At 44.9% G+C, this 16,902-nt stretch carries 17 protein-coding genes; 5 read left to right on the forward strand and 12 right to left on the reverse strand.

Translation table 11 applies throughout. From position 1 onward, the window contains the following. Positions 1 to 56: 56 nt before the first annotated feature. From HQN90_RS01415 to HQN90_RS01440, 6 genes are all read right to left on the reverse strand, one after another. On the reverse strand, positions 57 to 1,154 hold the full coding sequence (locus HQN90_RS01415) for a sugar ABC transporter substrate-binding protein (RefSeq protein ID WP_173215779.1): 1,098 nt from the start codon (positions 1,152 to 1,154) through the stop codon (positions 57 to 59). A gap of 128 nt (positions 1,155 to 1,282) precedes the next feature. Then, a complete protein-coding gene (gene xylF / locus HQN90_RS01420) occupies positions 1,283 to 2,383 on the reverse strand; it encodes a D-xylose ABC transporter substrate-binding protein (protein ID WP_173215781.1) in 1,101 nt (366 codons plus the stop codon). Positions 2,384 to 2,403: 20 nt separating this feature from the next. Next, a complete protein-coding gene (locus HQN90_RS01425) occupies positions 2,404 to 3,966 on the reverse strand; it encodes a response regulator (RefSeq protein WP_173215783.1) in 1,563 nt (520 codons plus the stop codon). Beyond that, positions 3,963 to 5,402 (reverse strand): sensor histidine kinase, encoded by a 1,440-nt coding sequence (locus HQN90_RS01430; RefSeq protein ID WP_173215785.1) that lies wholly within the window; start codon positions 5,400 to 5,402, stop codon positions 3,963 to 3,965. Before HQN90_RS01430 ends, HQN90_RS01425 begins: the two co-directional genes overlap by 4 nt. After that, positions 5,383 to 6,381 carry a sugar ABC transporter substrate-binding protein gene (locus tag HQN90_RS01435; protein WP_173215787.1) on the reverse strand — a complete coding sequence of 333 codons (999 nt, stop codon included), beginning with the start codon at positions 6,379 to 6,381 and terminating at the stop codon, positions 5,383 to 5,385. The genes HQN90_RS01430 and HQN90_RS01435 overlap by 20 nt, the downstream gene beginning before the upstream one ends. A gap of 236 nt (positions 6,382 to 6,617) precedes the next feature. Next, positions 6,618 to 7,010, reverse strand: coding sequence for a DoxX family protein (locus HQN90_RS01440; protein ID WP_173215789.1), 393 nt, complete (start codon positions 7,008 to 7,010; stop codon positions 6,618 to 6,620). 217 nt (positions 7,011 to 7,227) lie between these two features. On the opposite strand from HQN90_RS01440, the gene HQN90_RS01445 reads away from it, so the two are divergent. The 3 genes from HQN90_RS01445 to HQN90_RS01455 all read left to right on the forward strand — a co-directional run bounded on the left by HQN90_RS01445 (position 7,228) and on the right by HQN90_RS01455 (position 8,765). Next, positions 7,228 to 7,869 (forward strand): cupin domain-containing protein, encoded by a 642-nt coding sequence (locus tag HQN90_RS01445; protein ID WP_173215791.1) that lies wholly within the window; start codon positions 7,228 to 7,230, stop codon positions 7,867 to 7,869. Positions 7,870 to 8,020: 151 nt separating this feature from the next. Beyond that, positions 8,021 to 8,395: a DUF3992 domain-containing protein gene (locus HQN90_RS01450; protein WP_173215793.1), complete on the forward strand. Its 375-nt coding sequence runs from the start codon at positions 8,021 to 8,023 to the stop codon at positions 8,393 to 8,395. A 25-nt stretch (positions 8,396 to 8,420) separates the two neighbouring features. After that, positions 8,421 to 8,765, forward strand: coding sequence for a DUF3992 domain-containing protein (locus HQN90_RS01455; protein ID WP_173215795.1), 345 nt, complete (start codon positions 8,421 to 8,423; stop codon positions 8,763 to 8,765). Between the two features lie 47 nt (positions 8,766 to 8,812). Here the strand turns inward: HQN90_RS01455 and HQN90_RS39510 are convergent, their stop codons facing one another. The 6 genes from HQN90_RS39510 to HQN90_RS01485 form a co-directional block, all read right to left on the reverse strand. Then, the gene (locus tag HQN90_RS39510) at positions 8,813 to 9,502 is read right to left on the reverse strand and encodes an S-Ena type endospore appendage (protein WP_338042261.1); all 690 of its coding nucleotides are present in this window, start codon (positions 9,500 to 9,502) and stop codon (positions 8,813 to 8,815) included. A 161-nt stretch (positions 9,503 to 9,663) separates the two neighbouring features. Continuing rightward, on the reverse strand, positions 9,664 to 11,655 hold the full coding sequence (locus HQN90_RS01465) for a collagen-like protein (RefSeq protein ID WP_246361991.1): 1,992 nt from the start codon (positions 11,653 to 11,655) through the stop codon (positions 9,664 to 9,666). A gap of 63 nt (positions 11,656 to 11,718) precedes the next feature. Then, positions 11,719 to 11,934, reverse strand: a complete 216-nt coding sequence (locus HQN90_RS01470; RefSeq protein WP_173215799.1) for a hypothetical protein — start codon at positions 11,932 to 11,934, stop codon at positions 11,719 to 11,721. A 103-nt stretch (positions 11,935 to 12,037) separates the two neighbouring features. Next, positions 12,038 to 13,672, reverse strand: coding sequence for a helix-turn-helix domain-containing protein (locus HQN90_RS01475; protein WP_173215801.1), 1,635 nt, complete (start codon positions 13,670 to 13,672; stop codon positions 12,038 to 12,040). 9 nt (positions 13,673 to 13,681) lie between these two features. Continuing rightward, positions 13,682 to 14,653, reverse strand: a complete 972-nt coding sequence (locus tag HQN90_RS01480) for an ABC transporter substrate-binding protein (RefSeq protein WP_173215803.1) — start codon at positions 14,651 to 14,653, stop codon at positions 13,682 to 13,684. 147 nt (positions 14,654 to 14,800) lie between these two features. Further along, positions 14,801 to 15,493 carry a DUF7002 family protein gene (locus tag HQN90_RS01485; RefSeq protein WP_173215805.1) on the reverse strand — a complete coding sequence of 231 codons (693 nt, stop codon included), beginning with the start codon at positions 15,491 to 15,493 and terminating at the stop codon, positions 14,801 to 14,803. Positions 15,494 to 15,555: 62 nt separating this feature from the next. Between HQN90_RS01485 and HQN90_RS01490 the strand changes: the two genes are divergently transcribed. Both HQN90_RS01490 and HQN90_RS01495 read left to right on the forward strand, forming a co-directional pair. After that, positions 15,556 to 15,978, forward strand: coding sequence for a YjdF family protein (locus HQN90_RS01490; RefSeq protein ID WP_216855159.1), 423 nt, complete (start codon positions 15,556 to 15,558; stop codon positions 15,976 to 15,978). A gap of 402 nt (positions 15,979 to 16,380) precedes the next feature. Next, on the forward strand, positions 16,381 to 16,809 hold the full coding sequence (locus HQN90_RS01495; RefSeq protein WP_173215807.1) for a VOC family protein: 429 nt from the start codon (positions 16,381 to 16,383) through the stop codon (positions 16,807 to 16,809). Positions 16,810 to 16,902 lie beyond the last annotated feature (93 nt).

Consider the following 16,902-nt stretch of genomic DNA (forward strand, 5'->3'; position numbering starts at 1 on the left):
AGGAATAGTGATAGATTGTTCTATCACTATTCCTTCCAAACTATGTCTGAATACGGTTACAATCCTTTGAAATCGCTCGCTTGATAATAACCAGAATCAATGAGTGCGGATTTCACGTTGCTTTTCTCAACAACGATAACGTTCGTTTGTTTCGCTTTCACATCGATTTTGCCATTTTTGTAGGATCCAGTTGTTTCAGGCGTCTTGCCATCAAGTATAGCGACCGCCATCCCCATCGCATCTTTGACAAGCGTACGCACATCTTTGAATACCGTCATCGATTGCTTGCTGTCAATAATGTATTGAATGGATGCTTTTTCAGCATCTTGCCCTGTAACTACAAAGCTAGTAACAGCTTTATCTGTTGCAAAAACATCGGCGATTGAACGAGCTGTACCATCATTAGGAGCCAAGATGGCGACATCGCCTTTTTTATCGGCGGAAGCTGCCGTCAAATGGGTTTGTGCTTTATTTTTAGCTTCGTTCGCATCCCAGTTTGTTGTCACTTGGCCAATGATTTTACTTAATTGATCACGTGTCAACTCAGCAGTTGCTTGCAATCCAACCGCTTCGCTGGAGTTCGCAATTTTGAAAGTGCCGTCGGCAATTTTAGGCTGAAGAACGGACCAAGCGCCTTGGAAGAACAAGAACGCATTGTTATCAGAAGCAGCGCCCGCATACAAGTACAAAGGCTGCCCCTTGCCTTTGGCATGATCAACCAGATACTTCGCTTGTGCTTTGCCTACGGCAACGCTGTCGAATGTTACATAATAGTTAACCGCATCCGTGTTTGTGATCAAACGGTCATAGGAGATGACTTGGATGCCAGCTTTTTTGGCTGCTTCAACTGAAGCTGCTGCTGCATCGCCATCTTGCGGACAAATGATTAATACTTTGATACCTTTGGCGATCAAGGCATCGACGTTTTCTTTTTCCTTGGCAGAAGATCCTTGGCTGAACAAAATCTCCGTTGTGTACTTGGTGCCGTTTAAGGCATCTTTGAAGCGTTGCTCATCTTGAACCCATCTCGGCTCGTCTTTCGTAGGCAAGACAATCCCCACACTGACTTTGCTGCTTGTGCCGCAGGCTGCAACAACAACGGCAAACATCATGATCACCAACAGGAGCGAAATCGCTTTCACAGTACTTTTCATTCGTAAACCCCTCTCATTTGTTTTGGCTTAGTGCCAATTACAAAATGAGTATATCACTGGATTTATCTCATGTATCCGCTTTAAATTAGCACTTTTTTATAGCTTGCTATACTATTTTGTCATTTGGATCATGGCTTCACATTCTTGTAAACGTCCTCTTTCTTATGGAACCCATCGGCAATAATCGTTTCATCCATATTGAATTTATCCACGGCAATAGGCTCAAGAAGTATCGAGGGAACATCAATTTTTTTGTTGTTGACTTTTTTATCTGCATGCACATTTTCGCCCTTTGCCATTCGTACAGCCAGCTCAGCAGCCGTTTCAGCAAGCTTTTTGATCGGTTTGTACACGGTCATCGTTTGTGTGCCTTCTACAATGCGTTGAGCAGCCGCAAGCTCTGCATCTTGTCCAGAAACGGGAATTTGACCAGCCAAATGCTGGGCAGCCAAAGCTTGAATAACGCCACCTGCTGTTGCATCATTCGCGGCAACTACTGCCTGAATGTTATTATGGTTAGCCGCCAATGCCAGCTCCATATTCGCCAAAGCGTTTGCGGGCTTCCATTCTTTCGTAGACTGGTCAAATACGATTGTGATATCTCCATTCTCAACGAATGGCTTCAGGATATTCATCTGCCCTGCTTTGAACATATGGGCGTTGTTGTCTGTGTCGGCGCCTTCAATGAGGACATAGTTCCCTTTGGGTACCTTCGCTGTAATGGCTTTCGCTTGCAGCTCGCCGGCTTTCTCATTATCGAAAGACACATATAAATCAACATCCGAATTGACGATCAAGCGGTCATAGGAAATGACTTTAATGCCTGCTTTATGCGCTTTTTCTACAATGGCCGATGATATCTCCGCATTATGCGGTACAACAACAAGCACATCTACGCCTTGTGAAATCAAGTTCTCCGCTTGCGAAAGCTGTTTGGCATCGTCTCCATTGGCTGCTTGAACTTCAATTTGTGCGCCAAGCTTTTCAACAGCAGCTTTGAACATATCTCTGTCCTTCTGCCAGCGTTCTTCCAGAAGCGTATCGATGGATAACCCGATAACGACCTTTTTCTTTTTCCACTTTTCATTATCGACTGACGGGCTGTCTGCTTGCTGCTTTGAAGCTTCACTTGATTTATGACTTGATAAGGTCATCGAACAGGAGGAAAAAGAAAATGCCAAGACCGCCGCAACACCTACAATTCCGCTCATTATGTACCGTTTATTCATTGTCTGCCGCCTTTTTCTCATCACTTTTTGGTCGCTGGCCGAATGAGCATTTTACGATAATCTGTCGGTGAGTGGCCAACAAGCTTTTTAAACACTCTGCTAAAATAATTCGGATCATGGTAACCTACTTCATACGTGATTTCCTTCAAACTTTTATCTGATTCCTGCATTAATTGTTTGGCCGTTTCAATCCGAAATTCCGTTAAATAATCAATATAGTTCATCCCAAAATGCTCTTTAAAGAGCTTGCTCACATAAAAAGGATTTCGATTCACGATAGCCGCAATTCTTTCCAATGAAAGATCCTCATGCGCGTATTTCCGAATATACTGCTTCATAGTTTGCAGCAGATCTGATTCTGCTTCTCTTACTTCCACTAACTGATGAATCAGATAGCGTGTCTCTGCTTTTAATTGCGTATAGCTAGTCGTTTGGTAACGGAAATACGGTTTATTTACGTCAATACCCATCTCCTGCAGCAATGTAGTTACATTCACCAGCAACTCAAAAACTCGCTGCTGCGCCATGTCGATCCTTTGACCAACACCTTCAAATACATCAATAATTTTGGCGACTTGTTCCCCGGCCGATTCCCATTTTCCACATCGAACTTCATCAAGAACACTTTTTTCCAATTCAATCGTTAGGCTTCCACCCGCCTGATTGTCAAAATGCGGCACATCCTCATATAAACAATAATGAACAGGCAATGAGCTATCGATTGAGGCTAGGAGCGCTTCGTGATAGGATCTGCGCATTTCCCTCACATCTTGGCATTGTCCTCCTATACCGATAAATAGACAATAATCGCTCTTCCGGTTCAAAGCTAGAATCAAATTTCGCGCTATGCCGATTGCTTGTGCACGATAGGACAACTCTCCATCGGTAAAGACAATCAGTTGGACTTGTTTTCCAGACATTTTACCGACCCAGCACGTTATGGATGAATCATGAATCTGCTGTATGAGTTTCGAATACAGTTCCTCCAACTCTGCTGGTTGTCCTCCCGCCATAGCATGCGTGAACAGCACATTGACGACAAAGCCATTTTTCACCGAAGGAAAGCCTAACAAATCCATCATTTCGCTAAAATATGCGGAAGGAACGTAGTCAAATAATAACTGTTCCACAATATCAGCTTCTACCATCGGCATCATTTTTTGCAATCTAATCTTTTCCGAGCTTCGCTTTTGCCGTTCAATTTTGGTATTCTTAATCTCATTCGCCACTTTGCCTATGGTTTCGAGCACCACCGATATCCTGCTTGGTTTAAGCATATAATCATAAACACCCAGTCTTATCGCCTGTTGGGCAAATTCAAAGGTATCGAATGCGGTTACAATAATAAATTTAATGCTGTCATTCGCTTCTCTAATTTTTTCAATGGCTTGCAGGCCATTAATGCCCGGCATTTTAATATCCATCGTGATGAGATCAGGTTGAAGCCGAGCGGCAGCTTCGATTGCTTCCCTCCCATTTGAGGCTTCGCCTACAACCTCGATGTCAAGGGAGCTCTCCGCCATGATTTTATGAAGAGCGATACGCTCAATAGGTTCATCGTCCACAATCATCATACGAATCATTTCATTTGCCTCCTTGGCAGCTTCAATGTCATACAGGTACCAATTCCTAACTGGGACTCCACATCCATAATTTCCTCAATTCCATAAAACAGCTGGAGCCGATGAATAACATTCCAAATACCGATTCCGGTGGAATGCCCTTTGTAAGCTGAATTTTCCGTATTTGATAATAGCCTATTCAATTGTTCTTGATCCATGCCTTGACCTGTATCCTGCACCTGTACGATAACGCAAGTCACCTCATTTTTAACTCGGATCGTTAAGGTTCCGCCTTCTTCGGCAGGTTCAATCGCATAAATAAAAGCATTCTCTGCTAGCGGCTGCAGGATAAGAATTGGCAGTTCAATGGACAGCGCTTCTTCGTCAATTTCTCTTACAACTCGCAAACGCTCGCCAAACCTTGCTTTTTGAATGGTTAAATATTCTTCAAGAACTTCCAGTTCATCCTTTAGCGACACCTTGCTATCCAGCTTGCGGAGATTATATCGAAGCATCCCTGCCACAGAGCTGATTAATTCACTGGTTTTATCTGCGCCTGCCAGATAGGCCTCTTTGGAGAGCATATTTAGCGTATTAAAAAGGAAATGCGGATTAATCTGACTTTGCAAGCTTTTCAATTCGCTTTCTTTCAACATGAGCTTATGCTTATGAAGATCGTATTCCAATTGCGCTTTGCTCTGGATATCGTCAATTAAATTGCCAATTTTCATCCTCATGCTATCCAGGGTAACCGCCAAAAATGTCATTTCATCATTGTTCTTGATTTCGATCGGATTTTTGAAATTTCCTCGCGATAATTCACGAGCAGATTGTGTAAGCTTTAATAGTGGCTGTGTCATACTGTTCACGAACCGATAGGAAAACAGCAGCAACAGCAAGGAAACCAAAGCCAGCGTCCAAAAGCCCATTTTTTTAATATCTTCACTCCGTTTAATAATTTTCCTATAAAATGCATCATACGTGTTCTGCTCGCCGCTAATTAACGTTAAGGTCGTTTCCGAGATATATTTGGACATGTTCGTTGCTTCATCGAACTCTTTGGCGGCATTTTCGTCATCGTTGTCTTTTTGGAAACGAACCGCTAAATCCATCGCTTGTGATTGGCTTTCGAGCATATTCTGAAGATTGTCTAACAGCATGCTGTTGCTCGTATTTCTCAACCAGTTCATGTCAGACCTCGTACGCAGCAATCTGCTGTTGTCTTCAACATACTGGTTCATGCTGTCTAACGTAGGAGAAATACGGTATTTATTCAAGGAGGTCAAAGATTGACGGCTTATTTGCGAGGCTTGGTTCATCTGCATATAGCGCTGAAGAATTTCGTTGTACTTTTCCACCGTCTTCTGATTAAAAAGGCTCATAGATATCCAAATAATAGCCATAATGACCCAGATTAAGATCGACAGCATCATCATTTTACTTCGAATGGTTTGCAACGGCTGTCTCCTCTTCTCCCGTTGAAGTTACGATACTGATTGGCGTGAAGTAGCTATTATCCAGTGGCAGCTGCATCGCATCCAGCCAGCGTTTCATCAAATTCACGCTCATTTCGCCCATTTCTTCATAATGCTGCGAAAGGCCGGCTTGAACAAGCCCATTATTGATCAACATGACCGTTTGCGGAGAATCATCAAAAATGAAAATAGGGTATTCTTTCATCCGGGAACGTGATTTCGCTGCTTGAACAATGCTCTCGCCTGAATCGGAGGGCAGACTAATAAACGCATCCACTTTCGGGTAATGATTCAAAATATCATTCGTTTGTATTTTCGGCTGCAGCGTTTCATTATCGGCCGAAGCGAAAACGAGTTTAATCCCAGGATATTTGCCAAATATTTCTCCAAGTCCCTTTAGTCTTAACTCGTCCGTACCTGGAGATGTCATGCTTTTGACGACACCGATAATTCCGTGACCGTTCAGCCGAGTTGCAATATACTCCCCCATTATGATGCCTTCTTGATAGTGGTCGGATCCAACATACGATTTGCGCAAACTGCCAGGCGCGTCGGAATTTATCGTGATAACCGGAATCCCTTTGGCTGTCGCTTTCTTCACCATACGATCAAACTCAGGATGATCAACACCTTCTACAATAATCCCGCTCGCTTTGGAAGCGATTGCAATATCAATTTGCTTAATCAACTCATCTAAATTCGAGCGATATACCCCCCAGAAATCTATTTTGATCTGATGCGCATCTGCCGCTGTACGCGCTCCTTTCTGAATTTCGTTCATCATGAAGCTGCCTTGCTCTTGAGAAATAATAACAATTCGCTCCGCATGCTCATTCAGCATCGGCTCAGCCCTGCTTGCGATGCCCAAATCGCTTTGATATATCGTGAACATATAATACAAGGAGAAACATAAAGTGAGAAAACTACTGGCAATAATTGCAATTAAAATGAGCTTTTTCATAGGTTCTCCCACCATTTCCCCAATTTCCGGACACTTGATCCAAAACAGACTAGCTGCTAAAACAAACGAACTGCTAAACCCTAGATTTAACTATTATACATAAAAATACATTTCAATTATATGTAAATTCACATCAACCAACATAACAAAAAAAGCATTAACCACTGGCTAATGCTTAAGCTCCATCTCAATTTCGCGAAAAGTCTTTCATCTTAGACTTTACTATTTAGACTCTACTATTTCTGCCAAGAAAAAAGTTTGCGAACTTGCTCATTCCTAAGCCAAAGGCCACCCCAAACCAAGATCGCGAGATACACGGGAAATAAAATATTTGCAAAAAGCGGGGCATCCATTCGGATCTGTGTGGCCATCACTCCGCCAAAATATCCGGTTAACAATACAGCTCCCATAATCGTTGTGCGCGGCATGGCATAAAGAATCGTAGAGATAAGTCCAAGAATGCCAAGCAAGACAATATGATGCTCCTGAAAGCCAAGGGATACCGTTGATTCAACAACAACAGCAGGTTTAACTAATTTCATGACACCATCAAACAGCATAAATAGAATCGCAATACCACTCATTACTCTTGCCGTCCATAAACGGCCTTTAGAAATTGTTCTCATCATCCCAGTTCTCCCCTTTTACTGACTTCTTCATGATTACAAGCCTATATTAACATAGATCCGCCAACTATATTTCTTTTAAATTGCTTTTTGCATGACTGCTTTTGGATAAAAGATGCAATATTGAATTTTCGCCTAAATCCCAGGTCCCTCCGCCTAGCCATTTACATAGTATAATCCGACAACACCTAATTTAGCTGAAGGGTAGGAACGAAAGAAAATGAATTCATATATGGACTTTACATCACCATCCGTGCAGTTTTCTTATGATCTGCGCAACAATCCGCTTATCATTAAAGATAGTCGCAACTTTATTAATACGCTGTCAGTCAATCAACTGAACACCTTGGGAAATGTCTCTTTGCTGGATATTTTCCTTAGCCAATCGAACGTCGTCGAACCTCATAGCCACCAAAATGCCTCAGAACTGGTTTACTGTATCTCCGGATCGGCCGTTGTTTCTTTAATTAATCCTTTTACCAAAAAATTAGTTAATATCCCTGTCACACCAGGAATCGTTGCAAACATCCCCCAAGGTTGGTGGCATTACGAAATAGCTACGGTTGATAATACCCATTTGTTAGCGATATTTGATGCGCCTATTCCTGAATTCATTGCAGGCTCCGACATACTTCGGCTTACTCCAGCAGAAATACTGGCACATACTTATTGTCTCAATGAGGCTCAGATCAAAGAAGCATTGGCCCCTATCCAGAGCACACTCATCATCGGTCCGCCGGCGAATTGCAACCAAACACCCTCTGCTCAACAACCAACACAGCCGACCGGAGCTACGTATTATCCATCGACCTACAGATATAACCAGCAAATGCCCTTCATTGGGAATGGCGGGGCCGTGTAGTCATTTGAGAGAAACAACATAAAAGGATGTTATCCTCAGCGTTTTGGAGGAAACATCCTTTTTTATTTTACAGATATCAGACAGATGTCCAAGCGGGTTACTCCTTGTTCGCATTAAATAGCTTAGAAATTATAATAGGAGGTATTTCACTATGGGATGTAATTCTACAGGGGCTGCACTCACTTGCTGTTCGGATAAAAACTATGTGCAGGATAAAGTATGTACACCTTGGAGCGGTACCGTTGTCGCGGCTGATGTCCTAGTTGCTCTATTTACAAACAACATCAATCAAAACATCGTAGGTACAGGATATGTGCAATATGATGTCGGACCCGCGGATATCACGCTTAATTTCCTCGATAGTACAGGGAACCCTATCAATCCGACCCCACTTACACTTTCAGCAGGCACTAGCCTCGCCTTTACTTATCGGCGCTTTAGTGCTATTCAATTAACGCTTCCAGCAGCAACACCTGGCACCTACCAAGGTGAATTTTGTATAACAACTCGATACCCTGTCCAATAAGACCTTTAAGAGGAGGGATAAACGTATGTGTAATTCTGATTTAGCACTTAGTTGCTGTTCGGATAAAATCACTGTACAGGATAAAGTTTGCACTAATTTTCTAATAGCTGCCGCTGGTACTCAAGTCATATACTCTAGCAACATTTCTCAAAACATCAATGGCACAGGCTATGTTAATTTCGAAACGGGAACCGGCACATTGACGGTTAATTTTTTTATAACAGGAGTCGTTGCTGCAATTCAAACCATTGTTATACCAGCAGGAGGCAGCGCCTCATTCACAATTTCCAGATTTAATTCAATCTCCTTAACCTCCACAGCAGCAGCAGCCCAGGGTGAATTTTGTTTAACAGTCCGTTATAATCTATAACTTTCAAGCTCAAGGTGGTTCTTTCATCAACGGAAGAACCACCTTTCCTATTTTTCATGTGGCTTAGCTTGCAATTGCAACGTAGTCGATATCACATATTTCCCTTCCACATAGGTCATTGTCTGTTCTTTCGAGGAAATCCTGATTGAAGTAATGCCTTGACCTATAAAATTGTTTGTGTTGCCAGGTGCTACAGACAAATGTTTCTTTTCCGCACCTTCAATTTCTACTTGCAAAGCGTCTGTACTGGATGAGTCGCAATAAATACTTAACTGTGCTACCGTAATCGCTGCATCCACATCCGCCTCCCATATTAGAAAAGGAGGTTGTATTCCTTGAATTAATATGTTTCCACAGCATTCCTTTTCGACAACAATTGAGGGAGAAGGAATTGGTGGATCAACTGGAATTACTGGGACTATTGGAGTAATTGGAACTACTGGAACAATTGGTGTTATTGGTGTTATCGGAGTTACAGGCGGCACTGGAGTTAGAGGAAAAGTACATATTGGTATGAAGCAACGTTTAGGAATTGGTTTCTTTTTATGCTTGCACTTTGGAGGACAAGGGAATATAGGAAAGCATTTCCTTTTTCGTCTTCGGTGCTTTCGACGATTTTTCTTTTTTTGGCATGTCAACTTGCATTTACTTTTATGCACATAAGAGGACTTCACCACGACGATGACCTTTAATGCTAATAAGGCATTTTTATTGGGACAACAATTCCTTCTCAGCATTCTCCCCTTCTTTCAAAAGCACAAAAATAGTTCCTCACTTACATTAAATGAATCTTCTCGGTACATGGTCCTTCAATATCAAGATTTATTTCAAAAGCGGGTAGGAGCCTATTAAATTCATTTCTATTTTCAATAAACCTATCGCTCTTGCGAAGTTTTACTTAACTTATTTCGTGCATCGACCAAACGACACCATTCGAAGCCCCACTACCTACGTTAAGTGAAATCGTAAGCCCATTCGCATTATAGAAAAGTCCAATAACATCACCTGCTGTGAGTGTAACATCCCCTGCCAAGGTTATACATCCATTACCGAGCACTGCTCTTAAGGTTAAAAGCAAGGCAACGTTCACATTTAAAATAGGCAACAGACCGGTTATTAAATTGGTAGCTGTGGGCGATGTTCGTTGAACAACAAAAAAGGGATTAATCCCTGCCCCAAGACTTACAGATAAAGCCGCAGTAGTCGTGTAATTAATCGTTGCAGCAATCGAATATCTACCTGTCGCCGGAACCGTGAAATTACCAGTGACCGCATTAAAATTAGCATTCGAAAAATAAGGACTAGCTACGGACCAATTTGTAAGTTGTGAGCTTGCCGAAATGGTTACCGTGGACAAAAAAGCCGAAAATCCCTGAATAGCAAAATTAGGACCAGTAGCCCCTGTTTCTCCTGTGGCTCCCGTGGCACCTGTGGCACCTGTCGCTCCCGTGGCTCCTGCAGTCCCTGTCGCACCCGTGGCTCCTGCTGTCCCTGTCGCACCCGTGGCTCCCGTTACCCCTGCGGTCCCCGTCGCTCCCGTTGCTCCTGTGGCTCCCGTTGCTCCTGCCGTCCCTGTCGCTCCCGTTGCTCCCGCTGTTCCCGTAGCTCCCGTTACCCCTACGGTCCCCGTCGCTCCCGTAGCTCCTGTTACTCCCGCTGTCCCTGTCGCTCCCGTAGCTCCCGTAGCTCCCGTTGCTCCCGTTGCTCCCGCAGTCCCTGTCGCTCCCGTGGCTCCCGCTGTCCCCGTCGCTCCCGTGGCTCCTGCGATCCCTGTCGCTCCTGTTACTCCCGCTGTCCCTGTCGCTCCCGTTGCTCCCGCTGTTCCCGTCGCTCCCGTTGCTCCTGCGGTCCCTGTCGCTCCTGTTGCTCCCGCTGTCCCTGTCGCTCCTGTTACTCCCGCGGTCCCTGTCGCTCCCGTGGCTCCCGCGGTCCCTGTCGCTCCCGTTACCCCTGCGGTCCCCGTCGCTCCCGTTACCCCTGCGGTCCCCGTCGCTCCTGTTACTCCCGCTGTCCCTGTCGCTCCCGTTGCTCCCGCTGTGCCCGTAGCTCCCGTTACCCCTACGGTCCCCGTCGCTCCCGTAGCACCTGTGGCACCTGTCGCTCCCGTTGCCCCAGCTGTCCCTGTCGCTCCCGTGGCTCCTACGGTTCCTGTTGCACCTGTCGCACCAGTTGCTCCCGCGGTCCCTGTCGCTCCTGTTACTCCCGCGGTCCCAGTCGCTCCCGTGGCTCCCGCGGTCCCTATCGCTCCCGTTACCCCTGCGGTCCCCGTCGCTCCCGTTGCCCCAGCTGTCCCTGTCGCTCCCGTGGCTCCCGCGGTTCCTGTCGCTCCCGTCGCCCCTGCGGTTCCTGTTGCACCTGTTGCACCTGTTACTCCTGTGGCCCCTGTCGCTCCCGTCGCCCCTGCGGTACCTGTCGCTCCCGTGGCTCCTGCCGTCCCTGTCGCTCCCGTGGCTCCTGCCGTCCCTGTCGCTCCCGTGGCTCCTGCCGTCCCTGTCGCACCCGTGGCTCCTGACGTCCCTGTCGCTCCCGTGGCTCCCACTGTCCCTGTCGCTCCCGTCGCCCCTGCCGTACCTGTCGCTCCCGTGGCTCCTGCGGTTCCTGTCACTCCCGTGGCTCCCACTGTCCCCGTTGCACCTGTTACACCCGTAACCCCCGTTGCTCCTGTTGCTCCTGTCACTCCTGTTTCCCCTGTAGCTCCTGTCACTCCTGTTTCCCCTGTAGCTCCTGTCGCCCCAGTGGGCCCCGTCGGACCCGTCGGACCGGTAGGACCCGTTATTCCTTTCTTCGGAGTAATTCCATCACAACTCAAACCCCCAGAATCCGAACAGGAACAATTACTGCTCGTGCATCCCGAAAGTGCCCGGCTATACTTCGAGTTGCTATTGTACATCTACATTAGCCCCTCCCATTACAAGTTTTTCTACCTTCTAGCAATGCACCTATACACAGTCGTTTACTTTGACAGCACCTCTATTTCTATTAAATGCTTCTCCGGTTTTTTTGCTTGTACATCAGCCTTACTCTCAAAAAATACTTTTTGTGCAAACTCAAAAATCAGGCTATGTTTACCAACTTGAACCCATGATCCGCTATATTCACTCTTGGAGGGACGATCTTTACAACTATCATGCCTAGCTTGAAAAACATATTTTGCGTGAATAACATCCATATCAACTCAAGCCTGTCTTCTAGCATCCTCAATTTGGGGAAACAACAAAAAACCGCTCAAATCCCCTCAACGGAAGCAAGGAGTGAACAGTTTTTATAAAACTCTAGTTATGAAATAACTGACCCATCTGCTGCATAAAGCGCTCATGGCCAAAAGCATTGTACTCATTCCAAGGAGCTTCCAAGCCAGTTAGGCCAGAAGTATAATGAACTTGTTTTTTCTTCACAGCCTTAAGATCCCTCCAACCCTCCTGTTTGGAAATTAGCTGCCAGGTTGATTGCGAAATAGGATCCTTGGAGATGTTCATAATCATATGATCTGCATCGAAATCAGCAAGGTCTCGGACTTCAACTGACTTCGTCCATCCAATTTGGTCTATATGCTCTGCCGGAGCAATCCCAAGATCATCATATAAAACTGTTCCAGCACGACGTCCCCAAATTAATAATCGCTCATTGTGAACCACGACAACTAGAACCGATTGATCCTTCAAGGTCATCTTAATAGATTTATGGATCCTCTTTGCCTTTTGATCGTAAGCATCGAGCCATTTCTCAGCCTCTTTTGTTTTACCTAGAAACTGTGCCGTTAACAGGTGATGCTCACGCCAGCTTTTGTCCCATGGCAAGAAAAGAGCAGGAGCGATTTGCGCCAGCCTCTGTTGTTCGTCCTCTTCAATCCAACAATCGATTCCGATAATGTAATCCGGTTGCATTTTTCTCAAAGACTCACGATTGAATTCATAATGATGGCTTAACGGCACCAACACATCAAAAGCATATCTACTCCGGTAATAGTCAGTCCAGTAATGATCCAATGGAGCAGCATAAGGGATGATTTGCAGCGCCAGTAATTGTCCGATATTAACCCAGCTGTATGCAGCTATTTTCAAATGTGCTTGTTTCAAATAAACCGCAGGAGCTACGCCCATATGCTTCTTAAAAAGGTTGCTGAAGTACGTTTCATTCTTATACCCTACACGAAAAGCAATATCGCGAAGCGTAGAATCGGGCATCTCCCTCATCAGCTTTTTGGCCTCGCTCAATCTCAGCTCTGTCACATATTCAATAACACCTTTACCGAATTTTTCTTTAAAAAGGCGCATGAAATGGAATCGACTCAGTCCAATGTTTGCCGTGAGCTGTTCAATTGTAATTTCTTGGGCAAAATCACGTTCAAGCTGCCCCTTCGCATATTCCAGCGCCATGGCCGTCTTCTGCTCTTGATGCTTTAACACAAGTCCAATCAATTCGTGGAAGCCTGCTTCACTGCTAAAACGGTCTGCCAGGCTGCCATTATTCCAAGTCGCGGCAATCATTTTGCATAAGGGCAGTACCGCAGCTGCGGACAGCATCATAGCTTCGCCTTCCGCAGAGAAATTATGTATCGCATGTGCCACAGCCGTGTGTTCGGAGGTTGATTTCATTTCATATGCTTGAAACCGTAAAATGGTCAGCCCAAACTCCCGTCCTGCATGCAAACCCGCTTCAATCAGCTGACCTGGCCGGCATAGGAACACAGCACCGGGGCGCAATGGATAATATTGTCCGTTAACAACGAGACGGCCTTCACTCGTATCCGAGACAATGAACATCAGCGAATCGCTTTCAATAAAATCCCGCTCATGCGGATATTTCAGCTGTGGCTCTGTTAACCGCTCAACCCCAATTAATTTAAACCATAGCTTGGAAAGCAGTTCTTCATTCTCTAAAAAGGATTTGTTCTCATCTATTTTCATAAGCTTCTGTTATTTAACCAAAGAACGAAGCACGTCATCCATAATCAATTTGTTGGCAATCGCATTGTGGTTGAACCAATGACCCGAGTCCACTTCATAAACATGGCCTTGTTTCACCGCAGGAAGCTGATTCCATAGCGGATTATCAACAGGCGCTTTAGCACGACCTTTGCCTGACAAGACGAAGATGTAATCAACATCATCCAGCTGGGCTAATGCTTCTAGCGAATAAGAATCATAATCGCCTTTTAACAATTTCGGCTGCTTAAACCCAAGGCCTTGATAGAGCATTTTGCCGCTGTAGAAATTTGCTCCGAACAACTTGAATCCCTTTTCATCAGCCGATTGAAATAATACTGCCGTTTTATCGCCAATTGCCGCATGAATTTTCTCCTTCGACTCCTTCAGCTGCTGATCGTACTTCTTCAGAGCTTGCTCCGCTTCACTCGTTTTGCCAAGGACTTCGCCAAGCTTCGTCAAGTTGCCGCGCCAGTCATTTTCATCCGTAGAAAGCACAAAGGTAGGGGCAACCTTGGAAAACTCTTCATAGGAACCATTCTTCATATACGTAGGCGCGAGTATAATGATTAAATCCGGGTTATGGCTTAGAGCTTGCTCTGGTTTAAGTCCTCCGTTCATATCAAGAACCGGCACATCTTTAAGTACATTTTGCAAATACAGCTGCGGCTCACCACCGGCGGACCATTGTGCAGCAGGCTTAACCCCAATAGCAGTCATGGAATCTTCCAAAAATGGCGCGATGATTTTCTTGGGCTGAACAGGAACCTTAACCTCATGACCCATGGCATCTTTCAAAATCCGATCGGACGCGGCAGTTTGAACCGCTTTTTCAGTAGATTGTGCGGCTGTTGGACTGCTTCCCCCTTGTTTTGTATCGTTACCGGCTCCACAGCCAGCTACAAATAACGAGGTTAGCACACATACTGCTGTGATATTTACCCATTTTCTTGCGTGATTCATTCTATTCTCCCCTTAAATGATACTGATTATCATTATCGATATAGTGGAGTATATATGAATATTGCCTATTTGTGAATACGCAAAAATGCTGAGTTTACGTAGATAAGCAGCACAATCGTATAACTACGCTCTAGCATCGACCGTTTTTCACATGTTCTCTTGTTGCAAATAAGCCAATGGCTTTACCAAACTCTCCCATCTTGCCGGTATTTCCTCCCTATGATTTGCATATACAGCTTGTAAATAATGTGATATGAAAGTAACTTGATCTTCGATAACAACCTCTCGAATTTCGGAAGCTTTTGTAGGTACAAGATGATTTTTAACTGTCTTAAAACTGTTCAGGGGTAGGAACATCTCGGGACTCTTTTTGTAGGAGCAGGATTTGGGATACCGCGGTGAGCTTCCGGAGTCATATTTGGATAACTTCACTTCGGAATAGTGTGCAAGCAGTAGTGCACTCGCGTCGAATTCTAGTACAGCAAACCCTTCTTGTGGCTCTCTTCTCGCATAAGTAGTTAGCATTTTCTGACAATCCTTCAAGGTTGGCCAAAAAAATACATGCCGATCTATACACGCTCGAAACTGCTCCTGTGAAGTAGACGGATCTATCATACTGTCTGGAATTTTCAAATGAGCATTGATCGTGATTGCATGTTCCTTAAATATTGCGTTTAAAGCTGAAGTTCGGCGCTCACCTGGTAGGACGGGATTGAGCATATAGCTGGAGAACAACGTATCGAAATGAGCCATTGCCGGTAAATTTCTTATTCTCGTAAAATGATAAAGACTTCTTCTGCTTTTCGGTTTGGTAATGTCCGCGACTATGGTTTCCTTCATGATCACATTCCTTTTCACTTATTCCATCCTACTTTGACCCCAAACGGCATGTGATATACCGCTTGATAAACAGAAGGGATTCTTGGATATATTTTAATGGTCAATTTTGGATCGGAGTCGTTGAGCACGAGAACGGTTCCAGGCTGAAGGCATGTCAATTTCTGTTTGGGACGGAGCCCAAGGACGGCGAGGTGTGGGATTTTGTCCAGCATCACATGCTTAGCTTGCTTGCCTCTAGTTCTCAACAAGTCAGCATCAAGAAGCCCAATAATCACAAGATCAATCCCAAGCGGCTAGCTAGACAAATTGCCAAAGAGCTTAAAACGACAGGCGTCTCCACATTCGCGCAAGAAGCAATGAAGCTGGAACTGGAGTCACGGAAGAAGGAACGAAAAGCGTTTAACAAGCAGCAACACGAGGAATATCAAGACAAAAAATATCAACTCCGAGTTCAAAAAGCAAAAGAAAAGCATCGCGGTAAATGAGGCTGCCTTAGGGTAGCCTTTTTTGTGTGTTTACCCTAATGCGCTCTTCCCCCAACAAAACAACTTCCACCTGCCGCTTTACGTCCACGTTTCTCTCTGTAAGCTCGTTTTTCGGCCCTATGCAGCCACTTTTGCTCTGCTCAGTAGCTTTAAAGCCGAAAAACAGCCCTAACTCCATCCACCTGCCGCTTTACCTCCACGTTTCTCTCCGTAAGCTCGTTTTTCGGCTCTATGGCGCCACTTTTGTTCTGCTTAGCAACGTTAGAGCCGAAAAACCGGCTTAACTTCCTCAACCTACCGCTAGCCTAAAGCCTTACGTCAACTAAAATTGGCTTTAGAACTGTAAAATGTTACAATTTGTAAGGTACATCTTCTACCCAATAAAGCGAAGGAGTGAAATGAATGTCATTAGATGTTTATTTGAATTTCAAAGGAAACTGTCGAGAGGCCGTTGAGTTTTATGCCTCCGTATTCGGCTTAGAGAAGCCAAACATTATGACATTTGGAGACAACCCTCAAGATCCTTCCTACCCGCTTCCAGAAGAAGCCAAGAATTTGGTTATGCACGCTCGCCTTAGCATTAGCGGCAGCACAGTCATGTTCTCTGATACGTTTCCTGGCATGCCTTTTGTAGCCGGAAACAATATCAGCTTATCGCTGGTCAGTTCCAACTTGGTCGAAGTCCAAAATGCCTTCCATAAGCTAAAAGAAGGCGGAAAAGTAGGCATGGAACTGCAAGAAACTTTCTGGAGCAAATGCTATGGCAACTTAGAAGATAAATTCGGTATCCAGTGGCAGTTTAACTATGACAGTGGCGAAACTGTTTACTAATTCCTTTTAAATGAGAAAACCGTCAGGAAACTTCCCGACGGTTCTTTTGCATGGGATTCTTTCAAGCCAGCGCCCATCATTGCGCATATCCCA

The sequence above is a fragment of the Paenibacillus alba genome, from assembly GCF_013204855.1.
Lineage (GTDB): Bacteria > Bacillota > Bacilli > Paenibacillales > NBRC-103111 > Paenibacillus_E > Paenibacillus_E alba.

Coding starts and splice junctions, on each gene's coding strand:
- HQN90_RS01415 (WP_173215779.1), bottom strand. CDS start 1,154: ATGAAAAGTACTGTGAAAGCGATTTCGCTCCTGTTGGTGATCATGATG.
- xylF (WP_173215781.1), bottom strand. CDS start 2,383: ATGAATAAACGGTACATAATGAGCGGAATTGTAGGTGTTGCGGCGGTC.
- HQN90_RS01425 (WP_173215783.1), bottom strand. CDS start 3,966: ATGATTCGTATGATGATTGTGGACGATGAACCTATTGAGCGTATCGCT.
- HQN90_RS01435 (WP_173215787.1), bottom strand. CDS start 6,381: ATGAAAAAGCTCATTTTAATTGCAATTATTGCCAGTAGTTTTCTCACT.
- HQN90_RS01440 (WP_173215789.1), bottom strand. CDS start 7,010: ATGATGAGAACAATTTCTAAAGGCCGTTTATGGACGGCAAGAGTAATG.
- HQN90_RS01445 (WP_173215791.1), top strand. CDS start 7,228: ATGAATTCATATATGGACTTTACATCACCATCCGTGCAGTTTTCTTAT.
- HQN90_RS01450 (WP_173215793.1), top strand. CDS start 8,021: ATGGGATGTAATTCTACAGGGGCTGCACTCACTTGCTGTTCGGATAAA.
- HQN90_RS01455 (WP_173215795.1), top strand. CDS start 8,421: ATGTGTAATTCTGATTTAGCACTTAGTTGCTGTTCGGATAAAATCACT.
- HQN90_RS39510 (WP_338042261.1), bottom strand. CDS start 9,502: ATGCTGAGAAGGAATTGTTGTCCCAATAAAAATGCCTTATTAGCATTA.
- HQN90_RS01465 (WP_246361991.1), bottom strand. CDS start 11,655: ATGTACAATAGCAACTCGAAGTATAGCCGGGCACTTTCGGGATGCACG.
- HQN90_RS01470 (WP_173215799.1), bottom strand. CDS start 11,934: ATGGATGTTATTCACGCAAAATATGTTTTTCAAGCTAGGCATGATAGT.
- HQN90_RS01475 (WP_173215801.1), bottom strand. CDS start 13,672: ATGAAAATAGATGAGAACAAATCCTTTTTAGAGAATGAAGAACTGCTT.
- HQN90_RS01480 (WP_173215803.1), bottom strand. CDS start 14,653: ATGAATCACGCAAGAAAATGGGTAAATATCACAGCAGTATGTGTGCTA.
- HQN90_RS01485 (WP_173215805.1), bottom strand. CDS start 15,493: ATGAAGGAAACCATAGTCGCGGACATTACCAAACCGAAAAGCAGAAGA.
- HQN90_RS01495 (WP_173215807.1), top strand. CDS start 16,381: ATGTCATTAGATGTTTATTTGAATTTCAAAGGAAACTGTCGAGAGGCC.